Source organism: Lysobacter sp. Soil_N_51, assembly GCF_057655755.1.
On record NZ_JBDGLR010000001.1, the window covers coordinates 31,395 to 48,729 of the forward strand.

16 protein-coding genes and 1 pseudogene are annotated in these 17,335 nt (G+C 68.0%); 10 read left to right on the forward strand and 7 right to left on the reverse strand.

What is annotated here, in order from left to right; translation table 11 throughout:
* Nucleotides 1–103: 103 nt before the first annotated feature.
* The 7 genes from AC3A4T_RS00135 (at nt 104) to AC3A4T_RS00165 (ending at nt 9,481) form a co-directional block, all read left to right on the forward strand.
* Nucleotides 104–886: an enoyl-CoA hydratase-related protein gene (locus AC3A4T_RS00135; protein WP_487673540.1), complete on the forward strand. Its 783-nt coding sequence runs from the start codon at nt 104–106 to the stop codon at nt 884–886.
* Nucleotides 887–1,100: 214 nt separating this feature from the next.
* Entirely contained in the window at nt 1,101–3,122 is a 2,022-nt protein-coding gene (locus AC3A4T_RS00140; RefSeq protein WP_487673541.1) for an acetyl/propionyl/methylcrotonyl-CoA carboxylase subunit alpha, read from the forward strand.
* Between the two features lie 537 nt (nt 3,123–3,659).
* Complete coding sequence (locus AC3A4T_RS00145; protein ID WP_487673542.1) at nt 3,660–4,460, forward strand: hypothetical protein; 801 nt, start codon at nt 3,660–3,662, stop codon at nt 4,458–4,460.
* A gap of 145 nt (nt 4,461–4,605) precedes the next feature.
* Entirely contained in the window at nt 4,606–5,277 is a 672-nt protein-coding gene (locus tag AC3A4T_RS00150) for a hypothetical protein (protein WP_487673543.1), read from the forward strand.
* 9 nt (nt 5,278–5,286) lie between these two features.
* Nucleotides 5,287–6,027: a hypothetical protein gene (locus tag AC3A4T_RS00155; protein WP_487673544.1), complete on the forward strand. Its 741-nt coding sequence runs from the start codon at nt 5,287–5,289 to the stop codon at nt 6,025–6,027.
* The gene (locus AC3A4T_RS00160; protein WP_487673545.1) at nt 6,024–6,923 is read left to right on the forward strand and encodes a hydroxymethylglutaryl-CoA lyase; all 900 of its coding nucleotides are present in this window, start codon (nt 6,024–6,026) and stop codon (nt 6,921–6,923) included. Before AC3A4T_RS00155 ends, AC3A4T_RS00160 begins: the two co-directional genes overlap by 4 nt.
* Nucleotides 6,920–9,481 carry a sensor domain-containing protein gene (locus tag AC3A4T_RS00165; protein ID WP_487673546.1) on the forward strand — a complete coding sequence of 854 codons (2,562 nt, stop codon included), beginning with the start codon at nt 6,920–6,922 and terminating at the stop codon, nt 9,479–9,481. Before AC3A4T_RS00160 ends, AC3A4T_RS00165 begins: the two co-directional genes overlap by 4 nt.
* A gap of 270 nt (nt 9,482–9,751) precedes the next feature.
* Here AC3A4T_RS00165 and AC3A4T_RS00170 read toward each other — a convergent pair whose 3' ends face one another.
* Entirely contained in the window at nt 9,752–9,937 is a 186-nt protein-coding gene (locus AC3A4T_RS00170) for a hypothetical protein (RefSeq protein ID WP_487673547.1), read from the reverse strand.
* Between AC3A4T_RS00170 and AC3A4T_RS00175 the strand changes: the two genes are divergently transcribed.
* The gene (locus AC3A4T_RS00175) at nt 9,936–10,562 is read left to right on the forward strand and encodes a hypothetical protein (RefSeq protein WP_487673548.1); all 627 of its coding nucleotides are present in this window, start codon (nt 9,936–9,938) and stop codon (nt 10,560–10,562) included. The two genes, AC3A4T_RS00170 and AC3A4T_RS00175, sit on opposite strands and share 2 nt — an antisense overlap.
* Nucleotides 10,563–10,745: 183 nt before the next feature.
* Here AC3A4T_RS00175 and AC3A4T_RS00180 read toward each other — a convergent pair whose 3' ends face one another.
* Nucleotides 10,746–11,786, reverse strand: coding sequence for a hypothetical protein (locus AC3A4T_RS00180; protein ID WP_487673549.1), 1,041 nt, complete (start codon nt 11,784–11,786; stop codon nt 10,746–10,748).
* Nucleotides 11,787–11,829: 43 nt separating this feature from the next.
* Nucleotides 11,830–12,276, reverse strand: a complete 447-nt coding sequence (locus AC3A4T_RS00185; protein ID WP_487673550.1) for a hypothetical protein — start codon at nt 12,274–12,276, stop codon at nt 11,830–11,832.
* A gap of 186 nt (nt 12,277–12,462) precedes the next feature.
* On the opposite strand from AC3A4T_RS00185, the gene AC3A4T_RS00190 reads away from it, so the two are divergent.
* Entirely contained in the window at nt 12,463–13,023 is a 561-nt protein-coding gene (locus AC3A4T_RS00190; protein WP_487673551.1) for a DUF1801 domain-containing protein, read from the forward strand.
* Nucleotides 13,024–13,107: 84 nt separating this feature from the next.
* Nucleotides 13,108–13,524, forward strand: a pseudogene (locus AC3A4T_RS00195) (DUF1801 domain-containing protein); the annotation flags it as partial.
* Between the two features lie 121 nt (nt 13,525–13,645).
* On the opposite strand, the gene AC3A4T_RS00200 reads toward AC3A4T_RS00195, so the two are convergent.
* From AC3A4T_RS00200 to AC3A4T_RS00215, 4 genes are all read right to left on the reverse strand, one after another.
* On the reverse strand, nt 13,646–14,293 hold the full coding sequence (locus tag AC3A4T_RS00200; RefSeq protein ID WP_487673552.1) for a hypothetical protein: 648 nt from the start codon (nt 14,291–14,293) through the stop codon (nt 13,646–13,648).
* A 34-nt stretch (nt 14,294–14,327) separates the two neighbouring features.
* Nucleotides 14,328–15,113, reverse strand: a complete 786-nt coding sequence (locus AC3A4T_RS00205; protein ID WP_487673553.1) for a DUF899 domain-containing protein — start codon at nt 15,111–15,113, stop codon at nt 14,328–14,330.
* A 208-nt stretch (nt 15,114–15,321) separates the two neighbouring features.
* Nucleotides 15,322–16,008, reverse strand: coding sequence for a Vgb family protein (locus AC3A4T_RS00210; RefSeq protein WP_487673554.1), 687 nt, complete (start codon nt 16,006–16,008; stop codon nt 15,322–15,324).
* Between the two features lie 44 nt (nt 16,009–16,052).
* The gene (locus AC3A4T_RS00215; protein WP_487673555.1) at nt 16,053–17,273 is read right to left on the reverse strand and encodes a helix-turn-helix domain-containing protein; all 1,221 of its coding nucleotides are present in this window, start codon (nt 17,271–17,273) and stop codon (nt 16,053–16,055) included.
* Between the last annotated feature and the right edge of the window lie 62 nt (nt 17,274–17,335).

Below are 17,335 nucleotides of genomic sequence, written 5' to 3' on the forward strand. Positions count from 1 at the left end.
CCAAATGGGAATTGTTCTCATTCTAGCACCGACCGCCGTACAGGGGCGGATGCGAGGGGCGCAACGCTATGATTCGCCAACTCCCACAAACTCCCTCGCCCTGATGAGCCACCCGCTGCTGAGCCTGCGCGAAGGGCCTGTCGCCCGCCTGCGCCTGAATCGCCCCGAATTGCACAACGCCTTCGACGCCATCCTGATCGCCGCGCTGACCGGCGCCCTGGACGCGGTCGCCGCCGACGACAGCGTGCGGGTGGTGGTGATCGAGGGCGAAGGCGCCTCGTTTTCGGCCGGCGCCGATCTGAACTGGATGCGCGGCATGGCCCAGGCCGGCGAGGACGCCAATCGCGAGGACGCGCTGGCGCTGGCCCGCTTGATGCGCACGCTCAACGAACTGCCCAAGCCGACCCTGGCCCGGGTTCAGGGCGCGGCGTTCGGCGGCGGGGTCGGCCTGGTCGCCTGCTGCGACATCGCCATCGCCGCGCCCGAAGCCAAGTTCGGCCTGACCGAAAGCAAGCTCGGCCTGCTGCCGGCGGTGATCTCGCCGTACGTGATCGAAGCAATCGGCGCGCGCGAGTCGCGCCGCTGGTTCGCGACCGCGGAAATCTTCGACGCCGCCACCGCGCTGCGCATCGGACTGCTGCACGACGTCGTCGCCACCGATCAGCTCGATGCGGCGATCGACCGGCAGATCGGCCTGCTGCTCAAGGCCGGCCCGCGCGCGGCCGCGCAGGCCAAGGCGCTGGTGCGCCGGGTCGCCGGCGAACGCGACGGCGCGCGCCTGGACGCCGACAACGCCGCGCTGATCGCCGGCTTGCGCGTGTCCGCCGAAGGCCAGGAAGGTCTGACGGCCTTCCTCGACAAGCGCAAAGCCAACTGGTGCCTCTGACCCCATCGCCGTCGTTCGTCACGATCGTCCGCAACGATGCGCACCAAAAACGCACGATCAATGCTCCGCGCCACGCTGCAACCCGATTCCGCGACCGCCACGCGCTACAAACCCCGCTGATTTCGGCGAGAATCCGCTTATCGCGCGCGCCGTTCCGCGGTCCGCACCTCCTTCCACCGCGCCCCGGCGCGACTGACTTGCGACCCGACCTGACATGTTCGAAAAGATCCTGATCGCCAACCGCGGCGAGATCGCCTGTCGCGTCATCCGCACCTGCCGCAAGCTCGGCATCCGCACTGTCGCGGTCTACTCCGAAGCCGACGCCGATGCCCAGCACGTGCGCCAGGCCGATGAGGCCTACCCGATCGGCGGGCCGCGTCCGGCCGACAGCTACCTGCGCGGCGACGCGATCATCGACGTGGCGCGGCGCAGCGGCGCGCAGGCGATCCATCCCGGTTACGGCTTCCTCAGCGAAAACGCCGATTTCGCCGACGCGGTCGAAGCCGCGGGCATCGCCTTCATCGGCCCGAAAGCCGCGTCGATGCGCAAGATGGGCAGCAAGGCCGGGGCCAAGGAACTGATGCAGGCCGCCGGCGTGCCGGTGGTGCCCGGTTACACCGGCGAAGACCAGGACCCGGCGCATCTGCACCGCGAAGCCGATCGCATCGGTTATCCGCTGATGATCAAGGCCGCGCACGGCGGCGGCGGCAAGGGCATGCGGATCGTGCGCGACAGCGGCGAATTCCTCGCCAACCTTGAAAGCTGCCAGCGCGAAGCGCGCAACGCCTTCGGTCGCGACCGGGTGCTGCTGGAGCGTTACGTCGAACAACCGCGCCACATCGAAATCCAGATCTTCGGCGACGCCAACGGCCAGGTGATCCACCTCAACGAGCGCGAATGCTCGGCCCAGCGCCGTTACCAGAAGGTGCTGGAGGAATCGCCCTCGCCGTTCCTGAGCCCGCAGCAGCGCGCGCAGATGGGCGCGGCGGCGGTGATGGCCGGCCACGCGATCGACTACGTCAACGCCGGCACGGTCGAGTTCATCGTCGGCCAGGACGGCGGTTTCTATTTCATGGAGATCAACACGCGCCTGCAGGTCGAGCATCCGGTCACCGAACTGGTCACCGGCCTGGACCTGGTCGAATGGCAACTGCGCGTCGCCGCCGGCGAACCGTTGCCGCAGCCGCAGGACGCGATCGTCCAGCGCGGCCACGCGATCGAAGTGCGGCTGTACGCCGAAGACCCGGAAGCCGGGTTCCTGCCCGGCTCGGGCAAGCTCGAACGCCTGCGCCTGCCGCGGGCCGATGCGCACGTGCGCCTGGATTCGGGCGTGATCGAAGGCGACACGGTGACGATCTTCTACGACCCGATGATCGCCAAGCTGATCGTGTTCGATCTCGATCGCCAGCGCGCCTTGGCGCGCTTGCGCGCGGCGCTGGCGCAGTGCGAGATCGTCGGGCCGAAATCCAATATCGAATTTCTCGAACGCCTCGCGCGCCATCCGGCGGTGGTCGGCGGCACGATCGACACCGGCTATCTCGACCGTCATCTCGATGAGTTCATGCCGGCGGCGAACGGCGACGACGTCGAGGGCGATCGCGACCTGCTGATCGGCGCGACCGTGGCCGAACTGCTGAGCCAGGAACAGCGCAGCCGCGAAGCGGCCTCGGCGTCGAACGACCCGAGTTCGCCGTGGGCGATCGCCGACGGTTGGCGCCTGGGCCACGGCGGCCGCCGCAGCCTCGCCTTCGTGCGTCGCGACGAACGCCTGGAACTGCAGGCGCAGGGCAGCGGCGGCGAGTACCGGATCGAAATTCCGGCGCAGTCGGAGGCCGCCCACGTGGTCAACGGCGCGCGCCTGCAGGGCAGCGAACTGAGCCTGCGCATCGACGGCCGCGCGCGTCGGCTGAGCGCGCTCGGCGACGGCACCCGCGTGGTCATGCACGACGGCGAACGCCGCCTGCGCCTGGACGCGGTGCCGATGTACCACCACCAGCAAAGCGCCGCCGCCGGTTCGGGTAACAACGTCAACGCGCCGATGCCCGGCCGCGTGGTCGTGGTCAAGGCCGCGCCCGGCGACAGCGTCGAAGCCGGCCAGGAAGTGATGGTGATCGAGGCGATGAAGATGGAGCTGAGCCTGAAGGCGCCGCGCGCGGGGACGATCGCGGAAGTGCGCGCGGCGGCTGGGGATTTCGTCGAGGCTGATGCGGTGTTGGTGACGTTGGAGACTGTTTGAGTTTGAGTTTGAGTTTGAGTTTGTGCGTGTGCGTGTATGTGCGCGGATCGCTGCGGCGGTATGCGTACGCGGTTGCATTGTCGGAGGCACTACGAAGGACTTAGATCGAACCTTCACGGTCTGCACGTCCTTTCCTACCGTCATTCCCGCGAAGGCGGGAATCCAGTGACTTTCGTGCGAGAACCTTTGAAGTCGCTGGATTCCCGCGTTCGCGGGAATGACGATCTAGAGAGCGCGCTGAAGTCTCTGGATTCCCGCCTTCGCGGGAATGACGGACTGAACGATGGCGCTAAAGTCTCTAGATTCCCGCCTTCGCGGCAATGACGGATTGAAGGAAACGAAGGGATGGCGGCCTTGAACGAAACAAGCAGCTGAAGGCCTTGTAGAACCGGCCGAACCCCACCCGCTTGACCGCCACCCCCATCCGCGCCGAATAATGGCCGCGCAAACGCTTCAATCCCGGCTGGGAGCGCCGGATTCCTCGGCCGCCGAACCTTCGGCGGCCCCTGGTCTGTGTGTTCTATGGAGGGACATCCCATGCGTTTTTGCGCGCTGTCGTCGCACCTACGAAAGCTGTTCGCCGCCGGCCTCGCGCTGGCCCTGCTGAGCGGATGCAGCACCACCTCGTTCGAATCGCCGCCCAGCGGCACCCAGGTCGCCTGCGATCCGCGCCTGGTCGGCCAATGGCTCAGCGGCGAATGGGTGGAACACGGCGCGCACGAACCCCGGCGCGGGCATGAAGACACCGAGCGGATCAGCATCCTGCCCAAGGATTGCGGCTTGATCCGGCGCGACACCGGCGCGTGTCCTTCCGACCTGATCGGCTACCGATTCTCGTATTTGCCCGATGCCACCGGCGGCTACATCGTCGCGACTCAGGCCACACCCGCGACGCAACCGGCGTCGTGCCGGCGCATGCAGCAGGACGAGTCGCAGGACGACAGCGAACCGCGGCAAGACGGTTACATGATCCTGCGCTATGTCGTCGCCCCGGATCGGGTCGCCATCCACGGCGTCGACACGCTACGCGTGGCGCGCCTGATCGCCGCGGGAACGCTACCCGGCAGCATCGAGAACACCGAGCTCGGGATCGAAGACGGCAAGATCACCTCGGCCAAGCAACTGGACACGTTGCTGCGCGAAAAGAAGGCGAACCACGACGAGCCGCAGATCGCCGCATCGGTGAAAGGCAGCAGTCGGCAGGTCGATGCCTTGCTGGCCTCGCGCAAGGATCTGTTCTTCGCCACGCCTGGCGCCATCCTGCGACGCGACGGTAAGGCCTCGCCTGCGCCGCCGCGCAAGGCGGCGACGAAACCGGCGCCACGTGCGAACCGCTAACGCACCCAACGCGAATCCGTAGCGCGCCGACCCAACCCGTTGGCGCGATCGCAACGATCCGCGCAACGCCGCATCCCCTGTTTACGACCGCGATACGGCTTGAATGCATATCGCCAGTCGCCATCTGTTTACGGAGACTTCCTCAATGCCTGCCCACTTCCACCCGATCGCCGGTTTGCGCGCGCTAGCCGCGGCCATCGTCCTGTCCGCCTCGCTAGGCGGCTGCCTGATGGTCGAACATCCGCCCTCGGCCGCGGTGGCCTGCGATCCGGCCCTGGTCGGCGACTGGGGACTGGTCAAGGGCGAAGGCATCCTCGGCTCGTCCGCCCGCGCCGACGAGGACACCGAATTCAGCGACGACGACGAACGCCGCCTGCGCATCGACGCGCAGTGCCGCGCCTACCTGCCGGCGAAATTCGAATCCAGGCAAGTCGAGTTGCGCGTGTACAAAGCCGACGGCCATCGCTATCTGGGGCTGGACTTCGCCGATGTCTGGATGCTGCTGGCCGGCGGCAAGGGCGAGGCGGAAGCGGCCAGAAACCAGGCCGCGAAGGACTACCCGAACGTGGTCAGCCTGCTGCGCTATCAAGCCGGGCCCGACTCGCTGAGCATCGACGTGGGCAATCCGGATCAGCTCAAGCGCATCGTTCAAGAACGCAACGCCAAGACCCCGAGCGCCGAGGCCGATCGCCCGGACTGGCTCACCGGCGACGCCAAGCAGATTCGTCAGCTATTGCGTGACAATCCGCAGCTTTTCTCCCTGCCCGATGGCGACACGGTTTATCGTTTCAAACGTATATCCCCTGCTGCGCGCTGAGAGGCTGCCATGACCCTGTCCGATCCCCGCCTCTCCAGCGCCGCCCCCGGCCTCGCCGATCCTCACGTTCCGGCGTCCGGCCCTCGCCTGGGCTATCGCGGTCCAGCCGGACTCGCGCGCGGGCCTGGGCGGCCACGCGCCCACCTACTGCGCGCCGCGCTCGCCGTGGCGCTGGTCGCGCTGAGCGGCTGCGTCGCCTTCGAACGCGCGCCGGTCGACGAACTCGCCTGCGACCCCGACCTGCCCGGCACCTGGCATCTGAAGGCCGAGGGCGTCGCCAAGACCATCCACATCGACGCGCGCTGCCACACCGAAGACTGGCCGAACATGGGTGAGCAGACCATGGCGCTGGACCTGACCGGCTTCGTCCTGGGCCGCGACCGCTACATCGTGCTGCCGCCGTCGGTCGCCCAGCGCGCGATCGGCGCGCCGGGCGACGCGCTGGTCAAGGGCTCGCCGGCCGGTTCGGTGTTCCTGATCCTGTACCGTATCGACGACGGCCGGGCCCGGGCCTGGCTTCCGGATTCGCAACGCGCGCTCGACGCGATAGCGGCCGGCACCCTGAGCGGGCGTAAACTCGACGAGAAATTCGCGCTGATCGAAGGATCGGCGCAGGACATCCGCACCGCGCTGACCCAACACGGCGCGGTGTTGTACGACACCCAGAAGGAGGCGATCGTGCTGCGACGCGTCGCCTCTGCAAGCACAGCTCCTGCTAGCGCTGCCTCTGAAAGCAAGGATTCCAGATGACCCAACCCGCTTGCGTACGCATCGTCGAAGTCGGTCCGCGCGACGGACTGCAGAACGAGAAATCGCAGATCGCCACCGCCGACAAGATTGCGTTGATCGACCGTCTGTCGGCGACCGGGCTGCGCAGCATCGAGGCGACGAGTTTCGTCAGCCCCAAGTGGGTGCCGCAACTGGCCGACGCGGCCGAAGTCTTCGCCGGCATCGCGCGCCGGCCCGGCGTGCATTACCCGGTGCTGGTGCCCAACGAACAAGGCTACGAGCGCGCGCGCGCGGTCGGGGTCGAAGAGATCGCGGTGTTCACCGCCGCATCCGAAGCGTTCAACCGCACCAACATCAACGCCAGCATCGACGAATCGCTGGCGCGGTTCGCGCCGGTGCTGGCGCGGGCCAAGACCGACGGCGTGGCGGTGCGCGGTTATGTTTCCACCGTGCTCGGCTGTCCTTATCAAGGCGAAGTGCCGGTCAGCGACGTGGTGCGGGTGGCCAAGGCGCTGCACGCGATGGGCTGCTATGAGGTTTCGCTCGGCGACACCATCGGCGTGGGCACGCCGGGCAAGGCGCGCGCAATGTTCAGGGCGGTCGCCTCCGAAGTTCCGGTCGCGGCGCTGGCGGTGCATTTCCACGACACCTACGGCCAGGCGCTGTCGAACATCCTCGCCTGCCTGGAAGAAGGCGTGGCGGTGGTCGATTCGGCCGTGTCCGGCACCGGTGGCTGTCCCTACGCCAAGGGCGCCAGCGGCAACGTCGCCAGCGAGGACGTGGTGTACATGCTGCACGGCCTGGGCATCGAGACCGGCGTCGACTTGAACGCACTGGCCGACACCGGCCGCTGGCTCGCCGGGCTGCTCGGACGCGAGACCGGCAGCAAGGTCGGCAAGGCGCTGGCGGCCGCGTGAACGCCGACGCGCCCGCCGATCGCCCGGCTCCGCCCGCCTCCGCGGCGGCGACGGACACGACGGACGCCACCATCGCCGCGCTGCAACGCGCACTCGACGAACCCGGCCTCAGCGACAGCCTGCGCGCGACTTTGTCGGAGGCGATCGACGCGCTGCGCCGCAGCGACGGCTCGCTGTACCGCGCCGCCTTCGACGCGATTCCCGACCTGGTCACCGTGCTCGACGAAGTCGGCACGGTGATCGAGATCAATCGCGAAGGCACCCGCGCGCACCGGCGCGTGCGCGAGGAAATCGTCGGCCAGCCGATCCACGTGCTCAATCCCGAACTGCCGCGCGAGCATCTGGCGCCGGTATGGGAATCCTTGAACCGTGGCGACAGCTACATCATCGAGGTCACCAACAAGCGCGGCGACGGCACCCGCTTCCCGGTCGAAGTGCATTCGGCCGGCTTCGACCACGAGGGCCAGCGCCGGATCATCGCGGTCGCGCGCGACCTCAGCAGCCGCGCCGACACCGAACTGCGTTTCCGCGAACTGGTCGAGTCGATCGATCGCGGCGTGATCGTGCAGGACCACTCGCTGCGGATCATCTACGCCAACAGCGCGGCGATGCGCCTGCTGTCGCTGCACAGCGGCATGAGCATCGCCGACGAACTCAGCTCGGGCGACTGGCTGCTGGTCGACGAACGCGGCCACGAACTGGCCACCGACCAATACCCCTCGCAGATCGCGCTGGCCACCGGCCGCGTGGTCGACAGCACCGTGCTCGGGCTGTATCACCGCGAACGTCGCGAACTGATCTGGCTCGCGGTCACCGCGGTGCCGCAGTTCCCGCCCGGCGGCGACCGTCCGCACCAGGTGTTCGCGCTGTTCTCCAACGTCACCGCGCTCAAGCGCGACAGCGCCCTGTTCGACCGCGCCCAGGCGCTGGCCCACATCGGCGGCTGGGAATGGGACGCCGGCCGCGATCGCCTGTACCTGACCTTCGAGGCCGCGCGCATCATCGGCCGCGAAGCCGAGCCGGAGCGGATCGACGACCTGCTCGAATGCCTGCTGCCGCTCGATCGCCACCGCCTGCGCAACGCGCTCGAACGCACCCTCGCCGGCGGCCGCGGCATCGACATGGAACTGCAGGGCATGCGCGCGGACGGCGGCGGTTTCTGGGTGCGCGCGATCGGCGATGCCAGCGCCGCCGATCCGGTTCGGCAAGTGCTCACCGGCACCCTGCAGGACATCACCGAACGCAAGCACGAAGAAGAACAACTGCGCATCCAGGCGCGCAGCGATCCGCTTACCGGCCTGCTCAACCGCGACGCGGTCCAGGCCGAACTCGAACGCCGCCTGGACATCTACCCGCACTCGCCGCTGGCGGTGCTGTATATCGACCTGGACCGCTTCAAGGTGGTCAACGACGTGCTGGGCCACGCCGCCGGCGACCGCCTGCTGGCCTCGGCCGCGCGCCGTATCCGCCTGGCCGCCGGCGATCAGGCGCTGATCGCGCGTTTCGGCGGCGACGAATTTCTGCTGGTGTGCTCGCTCGACGATGATCCGCTGCGCGGCGAACGCCTCGCCGATGCCATTCTGGAGATCTTCGGCGACAGCTTCCGCGTCGACGGCGAGGAATTCAGCATCACCGCCAGCATCGGCATCGCCCAGGCGCCGCTCGACGGCCGCACCGCGCAGCAGCTGATCCAGAGCGCGGATGTGGCCATGTACGACAGCAAGCGCCGCGGCCGCAACAGCTGGCAGGCGTTCACCCCGGAACTGGCCGAACAGCAACTGCACCGCCTGCAGCTGGAAACCCATCTGCGCCGCGCGGTCCACAACGACGAATTCCATCTGGTCTATCAGCCGCAGGTCGATCTCAGCGACGGCCGGGTGGTGGCGATCGAAGCGCTGATCCGCTGGCGCAACCGCTCGCTCGGCGAAATGCGCCCGGACCGTTTCATCGACCATGCCGAAACCACCGGCGACATCGTCGGCATCGGCGGCTGGGTCCTGCACGAAGCCTGCCGGCAGTTGCGCGCATGGCGCGACGAAGGCCTGCATATCGAGCGCGTCGCGGTCAACGTGTCCTACCGCCAGTTCCTCGGCGACGACCTGGCCAACAACGTCGGCGCCGCCCTGGCCGAATACGGCCTGCCCGGCAGCGCGCTGGAACTGGAATTCACCGAGCGGGTCCTGATCGAGGACGCGCCCGACACCGTGCGCACCTTCACCCGCCTGCGCGAACTCGGGGTCAACCTGTCGATCGACGATTTCGGCGAAGGCTACAGCGCCCTGAATTATCTGCGCCGTTTGCCGATCCACGGGCTCAAGCTCAGCCAATTGTTCGTGCAGGGCGTGCCCGACAACCAGTCCGACGTCGCGGTCTGCCAGGCCGTCACCGGCATCGCCCGCAGCCTGGGCCTGGGCATGGTCGCCGAGGGCGTGGAAACCGAACGCCAGCGCGTGTTCCTGCGCGAACTCGGCGTGCTGATCGGCCAGGGCTTTCTGTTCGCGCCGGGGCTGGCGCCGGACGACCTGCGCGATTACTGCCGGGCGCAGAAGCTGCTCTGATCGGGCTGGGCGGCGATCGCGTCATCGGCCAATGCCTCAGCATCGCTCGTCGGCAAGGACGCGATCCTCGCCTGCGCCGACATGACCGACCATCGCATGCACCTATGCGCACGCCGCGCCGATCGTCGATAGCGGTATTGCGCCCAGACGACGCGAAAACCTTCGGCGCGTGGTTGCGCCTGCGGTCGTGAGTCCGGCGGTCCGCGCCGCCCCCATCGAACGCGGTTGAACGCGGTCCTCCGACAGTCAGCGCAATTCGTTCGACCCACTTCACGACGTCGCGATCGCGACGTTTGAACTGTCGTGCATGACACGAATGCGCGTGCGATCGACGCGATCGGCGACGCCGTGGCCGCGCACACGACCCATCCAAGCCGCTCGCAACGCCGCGCGTTGCGCATCCGCACCCACGCCCCGCGCGTCGCGGGGCACCGCATCCATCAGGAGTTCCAGCATGCCCATCACTTTGTACCGTGGCGATTCGCGGCCACCGGATCCGCTCGACCCCACCCAGGCCCCCACCGCGGCCAACAGCATTCGCGGCGCCGGCGGCTTTCAACCCTGGGTGGTCACGCCGCTGGCGACGGGACGCGAAGTCATCAACCGCTGCCTGCCGCCGCGCGGACCGGTCCCCGCGCTGCCGCCACCGGCCGACCAGACCGGCCTGCAGGCGCTGCTGGCCACGCCGAACGTCAGCCTCATCGACGTGCTGCGCGACATCAAATCCGAAAAGACCCGCCGCACCATCCACCTGTCGACCGACACCACCATCGACGCGGGCGGTTATTCGACCGGCTACATCTATCAGATGACCTTCAACCTCAACGTCCAGGCCCTGGGCCAGGGCGCGGTGACGCCGGTCAACGCCGACACCCAACTGGCCTCGGCGACCAAGGCCAATGTGTTCTTCGACGGCGCCACCCTGGCCACCTCGACCCTGTTCGGCATTTCCGGCGGCCCGGTCGATCCGGGCGTGGAAGCGGCCTTCCTCACCGTGATTCCGATGGCCTACATCACCCACTACTGCGTTCCCGGCAAGCAAGCCGCGGGCAGTGCGACGAGGCCGTGGATCGCGTTCTGATGCGATGCCGCGCGATGCGACGCGATCGGCGAGCGTGACGATAACGCGGCATGCATCGATGTTGTTCGGGTACGCGGGCCAGCAGGGACGATTGCGTCCCTCCTTCGAACCGACGGTGCGCGCGAGAACGCGCACCGTCGGCTGTGCGCTTCACCCAGCCGGCGCATCGCCGACGGCAACCGCTCAGCGGCGCTCTGCGAACTCGCAAAACAACTCGCTGCGCCCCAGCGCCGCAAGCCGCGCTTCGACCTCGGCCAGCCATTCCGATTCCGGTCGCCGGCTCGCCCAGGCATAGGTCCGCGGCGTCACGATGGGACGGTCGTCGAACGCCGAGATCAAGGTGGTATTGAGCGAGTCGGTCGCGATGAGCTTGCGGCCGGGCATGTTGGCGGCCAACTCGCTCGCATGCCGTTGCAGCGAAGCCATCATCGCCTGCTGGGACACCGGATCGCGCTCGACCGGTTGTTCGTAGGCCGAACACGCCACCAGGAAATCGGGCGGGCGATCTTCCAGCAACGCTGCCTGCAGACGATCATGACCATCGACGATCACATACGCCTGCAGACAGCCGAGCCGCCACAGCACTATCGGCGGCAGCGCGCCTTCGCGAGCCTTCTTGCGCCACCATTTGACCCGGCCATCGTCGGGCGACGACGGCGCGCGCAGGTTCAACACCTGGTCGATGGGGTATTGACCGCCCCAATCGATGAACAGCACCGGATCGTCGCGCAGCGCATCGCGCACGCCATTGACCGGCCAGTTCCAGTAGTTCAAACGCAGCTTTCCGGCCTCGAACTGCCAAGTGTCCGCGCGCGGACGCACCCCGATGAACATCCACATGCCCGCATGCAGGAACGAAGCGGGCCCGTCGCTCAGCGCCTGCGCGAACACGCGGCTCCAACTCGCCAGCCGCTGCGGTTCCGGCAATGCCGCATGCCGTTCGACGACCGCCGAGTCCAGCGCCGATGCAGGCACCGGCGACTCCAGCGGCACATCGCTGCGCAACAGATGCACTCCGTAATAGTCGCTTAGCGGCGTGGCCCACAAGCGAGTCACCGGCTCGCCGCCGCCCGCCCGATCCTGCACCAGACGAATGCGGGCGTTATGGCCGCTCTCCAGACGCAACGCCGGCTTGCGATGACCGCCATCATCCTCGCGGCATTCCAGTGCCAGACCGAACCAGCGGCCCGCATCGGTTTCGATGTCCTTCCAGTACACACTCATGATCGCGCTTATTCCGTGAGCGGGCGCAGGCCCGCATTGATTCTTATCGAGGCGCCAGCAACTGCTCGATCTGTTCCCTTTCGTCGATCGAACGCTGGAACCCATTGCGATACGCGGGTTCGTAGCCGTCGCCCTTGAGCAGGAAGACGCTGTCCTCCTCGCTCACGACCTCCTGCATGTCGCCCAGTTGGTAATGCCACATCGTCCACAGCGGCACCGTCAATGTCGGCGGCACCGCGCCGGCCCGCGAAAACAGCACCTGCTTGACGCGCAGATGCAACCGGATCTGATTCTTCAAACCCGGACCGGTACGCGCCTGCGGATTGGTCACCGGTCGCCCGCGCCCATCGACCATATCGACGCGGGCGACGTTGGCGACCACCACGTGATCGGCCAAGCGAACGATGTCCTCGAGCGGTATCTGCGGAACCGACGTCGCCGACGCCGCCGTGGCGAATCCCATCACCAGCCATGCCAAAACGTACTTCATGCCTGCCTCTCCCTGAGCCCGGCGACAAGTATCCCGATTGCGACGATCCCGCACAGCCCCCTGTAGGAGCGGCGCAAGCCGCGACATCGCAACCCCGCCCACCGCGCCACCCGCATCCCGCGGCGCATTCACCGACCAAATCAGTATCATCGCCCGCACAGGGACCTGTCCGTTGGAGCACACACCATGCCCGGCAAGACATCGAAACCGCCAGCGAAGAGCGCCAGCAGGCCCGCCGCGAAAAAAGTCGCGAAGAAAGCCAGCAAGAAAGTCGCGAAGAAAACCGCCGCCACGACGCCCAAGCCGCGCAAGGCGGCAGCGAAACCGCAAGCCGGAAAGACCGCCACGCCGCGCCTGCTGTCCGGCGGCAATCCGCAGATAGCCAAAGCCTACGGCGGCGCCCCCGTGCAGGCCTACATCGCGGCGATGCCAGACTGGAAAAGCGCGATCGGCCGCCAGATCGATACCCTGGTAGAACGGGCCGTTCCCGAGGTCTACAAGGCGGTCAAATGGAACTCGCCGCTGTACGGCATCGCGGGCGAAGGCTGGTTCCTCAGCATGCATACCTTCAACCACTACGTGAAAGTGGCGTTTTTCCGCGGCGCTTCGCTCGACCCCATGCCGCCGGGCGAATCCCGGACCCCGCACACGCGCTACCTCAACGTGCGCGAAGACGAACCGATCGACGAAGCCCAGTTCATCGCCTGGGTGAAGCAGGCCCGGCGGCTGCCCGGTGAGAAAATGTGAGCCGCTCCGGCCGGGCGCATGCGTAGCATGTGCGCGCCGCACCATCCCATCGCCCCGCACACCACTGCAGACGAAGCCATCGCCATGAAGAAAACGACCACGCTCGACCCGGCCGCGGACGCAAGCGCGAACACCTCCGCGTCCGAACAGATAGACGCGAAAATCCAGGAACTGGGCGATTGGCGCGGCGAAACGCTCGCGCGCATCCGCATGCTGATCAAGCAGGCCGACCCCGATGTGGTCGAGGAAGTGAAATGGCGAGGGGTTCCGGTGTGGTCGCACGACGGCATCGTGTGCACCGGCGAGACCTACAAGGCCGCGGTGAAGATGACCTTCGCCAAGGGCGCGTCGCTGGACGATCTGGCCGGTCTGTTCAACTCCAGCCTCGACGGCAATACCCGCCGCGCCATCGATGTCCACGAAGGCGACAAGCTCAACGAAAAAGCCTTGAAGACGCTGATCCGCGCCGCGGTGGCGCTGAATACCGCGGCGCGCGCCAAGCCCCGCCCTGCCGGCGCCACGAAGAAAGTCGCGAAAAAAGTCGTGAAGAAAGTCGCGAAGAAAGCCACAAAGAAAGCCGCGAAGAAAACCAAGAGCGAGTGAACCCCAGCGAGCGGGCCGCCTAACCCGCTCGCAGCATCAACACCACACCGGTGACGACCTGCGCGGCCGTCCATGCGCGAGCGGGCACGCGTCCGCTCATCCAGCCCGGACGCAGCGCGATGCCGCGACACACGCCGGTCGCGATGGCGCCGGTCGTGATCAGCATGGCCGCCAGATGCACACCGACGGCGGCCAACCCGAGCACGATCGAACCCGACGCGGTGATTTCCCGCGCCGGCGTGCCGCTCATGCAGATCGGCACCAGCGCCGGCACCAGCATCAAGCCGGCGCCGTGCGCGGTGGCCATCAGGCACGACCACAGCGCGATCCCGACGTGGCCGCCCGGTGTGCGAAATCGACCGGCAAGCGCCGAGCGTGTCGCACTCGCCTCGGCGCCGCGCAGCCCGCGATGGATCGCCACGCCGATCAGCAAGGCACCGCCCAGACCCTGCACCCATGCGCGATCCATCAACAGGCCCTGGGCGACGGCGCAGACCACGATCGCGACCGATGCCGCATGCCCGATCGCGATCGGCAGCAACGCGCGTCGCGCCTGAGCGTCGTCGCGCGCCTGCACGCCGCAGGCGGCGGCGAACATCCAGCCGTTCGCCGGGCTCGCGCCATGCGCGGCGCCGAGTCCGGCGATGGTCAGCCATGCCCATGCCATGTCCATGATCCGTCCTCGCCCGGGGATCGCCGGTTCATGCCTTCGCGCAACACGCGCTCGTCGACGGCGGCGTGCTCACGCTCGCGGCCGGCTCATAGCGATCGTGATGGCGCACCCACGCCATCGGATAATCCAGCCCGTCCTCGTCGCGCCCCTTGGGCGTGAGTTCCAGCAGCGCATAGGCGTGCATCATCACTTCCACCCCGCGGCCGTAACGCGAGTAGGTGTGGAAGACCGCGCCGGTTTCGTCGCGATGAAATACGCTGATACCGGGCGCCTCTTCGTGCGGAAACGGCTGGCGCACGTAGTTGTAGTCGACCTTGCCGCTGGACAATTCGTCCTGGCTGAAGCTCACGCCGAAATCGCGGTTGAAATCGCCGCCGTGCGAGGACACCCACGGGAAGCGCCAGCCCATGCGCCGACGGAAGCGTTCGATATCGGCCAGCGGCGCGCGCGAGACCGCGAGCAAGGTGACATCGCGCTGGGCGAGGTGGAGATTGGCGCCGTCGTTGTGATCGGCCATGTACGAGCAGCTCTTGCAGCCCTGCTCCCAACCCGGCGCGAACATGAAGTGCTGCACCAGCAACTGGCTGCGTCCGTCGAACAGGTCGGCGAGGCGACGCGGCCCATCGAGGGTGTCGAAGAGGTACTCCTTCTCGACCCGCACCCACGGCAACGCGCGGCGCTCGCGCGCGATCTCGTCCTGCAGGCGGGTCAGTTCCTTTTCGCGCGCCAGCAGGGTCATGCGTGCGGCGAGCCATTGGTCCCTGGACACGATCGGGTGATCGACGATGTTCGTTGCGGCTATCGCGGTGTTCATGCGGTGCTCCTCGGCCCGACGGGCCTTCGTTGGGGGACGCCATGACCGATCGCGGGCAAGGCGTCGCCGTCTCCGGCCGATCGACCGGATGGATGTGGCGGTTGGAAAGCCGCTGAGTGTTCGCGGCTGGATCGTCGACGAATCGCGCCTCAGCGCATTCGCCGCGATGGGCCGCCGTGGCGCTGGCGGCGCATCGCTTCGGCCGGCATTACGCCGCCGATTTCGGCCGGCGCACCGCGCGGACCTTGCCGCTGGAACCGCCGCCGCAATAGAACAGATCCGCGCCGTCGGATTCGAGCCCGCTGACGCCGATGCCGTGCGGCAATTCCAGGCGCTCGAGCACGTCGCCGTTGGCCGGATCGATGCGGCGCAGTTCGTTGTCGTCGCCGTCCCAGGTCGCATGCCACAACTCGCCGTCGACCCAGGTCACGCCGGTGACGAAGCGGTTGGATTCGATCGTGCGCAGGATCGCGCCGGTGGCCGGATCGATCCGATGGATCTTGCGATCGCGGTACTGCCCCACCCACAGGCTGCCCTCGGCCCAGGTCAGGCCGGAATCGCCGCCGTTGCCCGGCGCGGGAATCGACGCGACCACCGCGCCGGTGGCCGGATCGATCTTGTCGATGCGCGTTTCGGCGATCTGATACAGATGGGTGCCGTCGAACGCGGTGCCCGCGTGCGCGGCGCAATCGAGCTTGCGCACGACCTGGCCGCTGTCGGGATCGAACGCGAGCACGTTCGCTTCGGTGGCGGCCCACACCCGCTCGCCGTCGTGGGTGACGCCGTGAATCCGTTCGGCGCCGTCGAACGGGCCGTATTCGCGCACGATTTCTGCCGCGCGGGTCGGGACTTGCCGGGTCGGGGCTTGCCGAGTGGTGCTGTCGTTGCTGCTCATCATCCGTCTCCTTGGGGCGCTCATGGCGGCGCCGTGAGATCAATCTACTCAGGCGGCAGCGCGGCCGGGAGTAACAAGATCGTCGTGAATCCCACCAGCGGCGGCGCCAGCCAGCGTTGCGCGCGCGCATGCCCGATCGAGCGCACCTGCGAGGCCGCCTCCAGCTCGACCAAAGCCCGCTGGACCGTGCGCTGGCTGTCGCCCAGGGCCAGCGCCAACGCCGAGGTCGACCAGGCCGCGCCATCGCCGAGCAAGGCCAGTAGCGCGGCCTGATCGCCGTCGATCGGCGGCATCAGCACGACCACGGCGCGGCTGTCGCGCGGGACCAGTTCGAAACCGCCCGCGGTCGCCTCGACCGCCGCCAACGGCGCGATCAAGGCGCGCAGCCGGCCGATCTCGACCCGCAGACGCGCGCGGTGAGTGTCGTCGGGATGCTTGGTGCGGAACACGCGGGCGATGAGACCATTGCGCTCGACATCGCCGGGCCAGCCTTCGGCGAGCGCGCACAGCAATGCGAACAACACCGGCCGCCGCGCCAGCGACCGCCACCGATCGCCAGCGCGCAGGCCGCGCCGGCAGGCATCCACCACCAACGCGTCCGATGCCAGCAATGCTTCGACCTGATCGAGCCGCAGCGGCTGCTCATGGCCGGCGTGAATGGTGCGCGCGGCGCTGCGAACGAGCGCGGCCCGCGCCTCGGCGACTTCGGCGATCAAGGCCGGTACGCGCGCGCGTTGCGCCGCATCGAACGCGCGCTCCAGTGCCGCTCGCGCCACCGCCGTTCGCAACGAGCGCAACGCCAACTCGGCGGCCGCCAACTCGGCCACGGCCGCCAACGAAGGCGGCAAGCCCGATGCATCCAGCCCGGCCAACGAAACCGCGGCCTCGTCGAGACGGCCGAGCAGAAGCTGTCGGCGCACCGCGATCAGACGCGCCTGCAGGGCATTGGCGCGATCGTTGCGCGCTTCCAGCACCGCCGCGGCCTCCGCGAGCGGTCGCGGCGAGCCGCCCAGGTCGCGCATGGCCAGCGCCACTTCCGCCTCGGCGACGAGGCAACGCGCGCGGGACAAGGCTTCGCGCGCACCGAAGCCGCGCGCGGCGCGGCGCAACAACTCTCGGGCGCGCGGGTACTCGCCCAACTGGGCCATCGCGATCCCGCGCAAGGCGAGCGCCGGTGGATCGTCGCGCAGCGCGACACGATCCAGCGCGCCGAGCGCATCGCCGACGGCCAGTGCGCGCCCCGCGGCGGCGATCAGGGAGTCCATCGCGACAGTCTACTGTGCGTCGTGCTGCCGGGCTTACGATTCGGCGCCCTGCTCATGCGCCT

What these genes read in the sequence shown, in the direction of transcription:
- AC3A4T_RS00160 (WP_487673545.1), top strand. Translation starts at nt 6,024, where the DNA reads ATGACCCAACCCGCTTGCGTACGCATCGTCGAAGTCGGTCCGCGCGAC.
- AC3A4T_RS00140 (WP_487673541.1), top strand. Translation starts at nt 1,101, where the DNA reads ATGTTCGAAAAGATCCTGATCGCCAACCGCGGCGAGATCGCCTGTCGC.
- AC3A4T_RS00135 (WP_487673540.1), top strand. Translation starts at nt 104, where the DNA reads ATGAGCCACCCGCTGCTGAGCCTGCGCGAAGGGCCTGTCGCCCGCCTG.
- AC3A4T_RS00205 (WP_487673553.1), bottom strand. Translation starts at nt 15,113, where the DNA reads ATGAACACCGCGATAGCCGCAACGAACATCGTCGATCACCCGATCGTG.
- AC3A4T_RS00170 (WP_487673547.1), bottom strand. Translation starts at nt 9,937, where the DNA reads ATGCTGGAACTCCTGATGGATGCGGTGCCCCGCGACGCGCGGGGCGTG.
- AC3A4T_RS00155 (WP_487673544.1), top strand. Translation starts at nt 5,287, where the DNA reads ATGACCCTGTCCGATCCCCGCCTCTCCAGCGCCGCCCCCGGCCTCGCC.
- AC3A4T_RS00190 (WP_487673551.1), top strand. Translation starts at nt 12,463, where the DNA reads ATGCCCGGCAAGACATCGAAACCGCCAGCGAAGAGCGCCAGCAGGCCC.
- AC3A4T_RS00200 (WP_487673552.1), bottom strand. Translation starts at nt 14,293, where the DNA reads ATGGCATGGGCATGGCTGACCATCGCCGGACTCGGCGCCGCGCATGGC.
- AC3A4T_RS00145 (WP_487673542.1), top strand. Translation starts at nt 3,660, where the DNA reads ATGCGTTTTTGCGCGCTGTCGTCGCACCTACGAAAGCTGTTCGCCGCC.
- AC3A4T_RS00180 (WP_487673549.1), bottom strand. Translation starts at nt 11,786, where the DNA reads ATGAGTGTGTACTGGAAGGACATCGAAACCGATGCGGGCCGCTGGTTC.
- AC3A4T_RS00215 (WP_487673555.1), bottom strand. Translation starts at nt 17,273, where the DNA reads ATGGACTCCCTGATCGCCGCCGCGGGGCGCGCACTGGCCGTCGGCGAT.
- AC3A4T_RS00210 (WP_487673554.1), bottom strand. Translation starts at nt 16,008, where the DNA reads ATGAGCAGCAACGACAGCACCACTCGGCAAGCCCCGACCCGGCAAGTC.
- AC3A4T_RS00150 (WP_487673543.1), top strand. Translation starts at nt 4,606, where the DNA reads ATGCCTGCCCACTTCCACCCGATCGCCGGTTTGCGCGCGCTAGCCGCG.
- AC3A4T_RS00185 (WP_487673550.1), bottom strand. Translation starts at nt 12,276, where the DNA reads ATGAAGTACGTTTTGGCATGGCTGGTGATGGGATTCGCCACGGCGGCG.
- AC3A4T_RS00175 (WP_487673548.1), top strand. Translation starts at nt 9,936, where the DNA reads ATGCCCATCACTTTGTACCGTGGCGATTCGCGGCCACCGGATCCGCTC.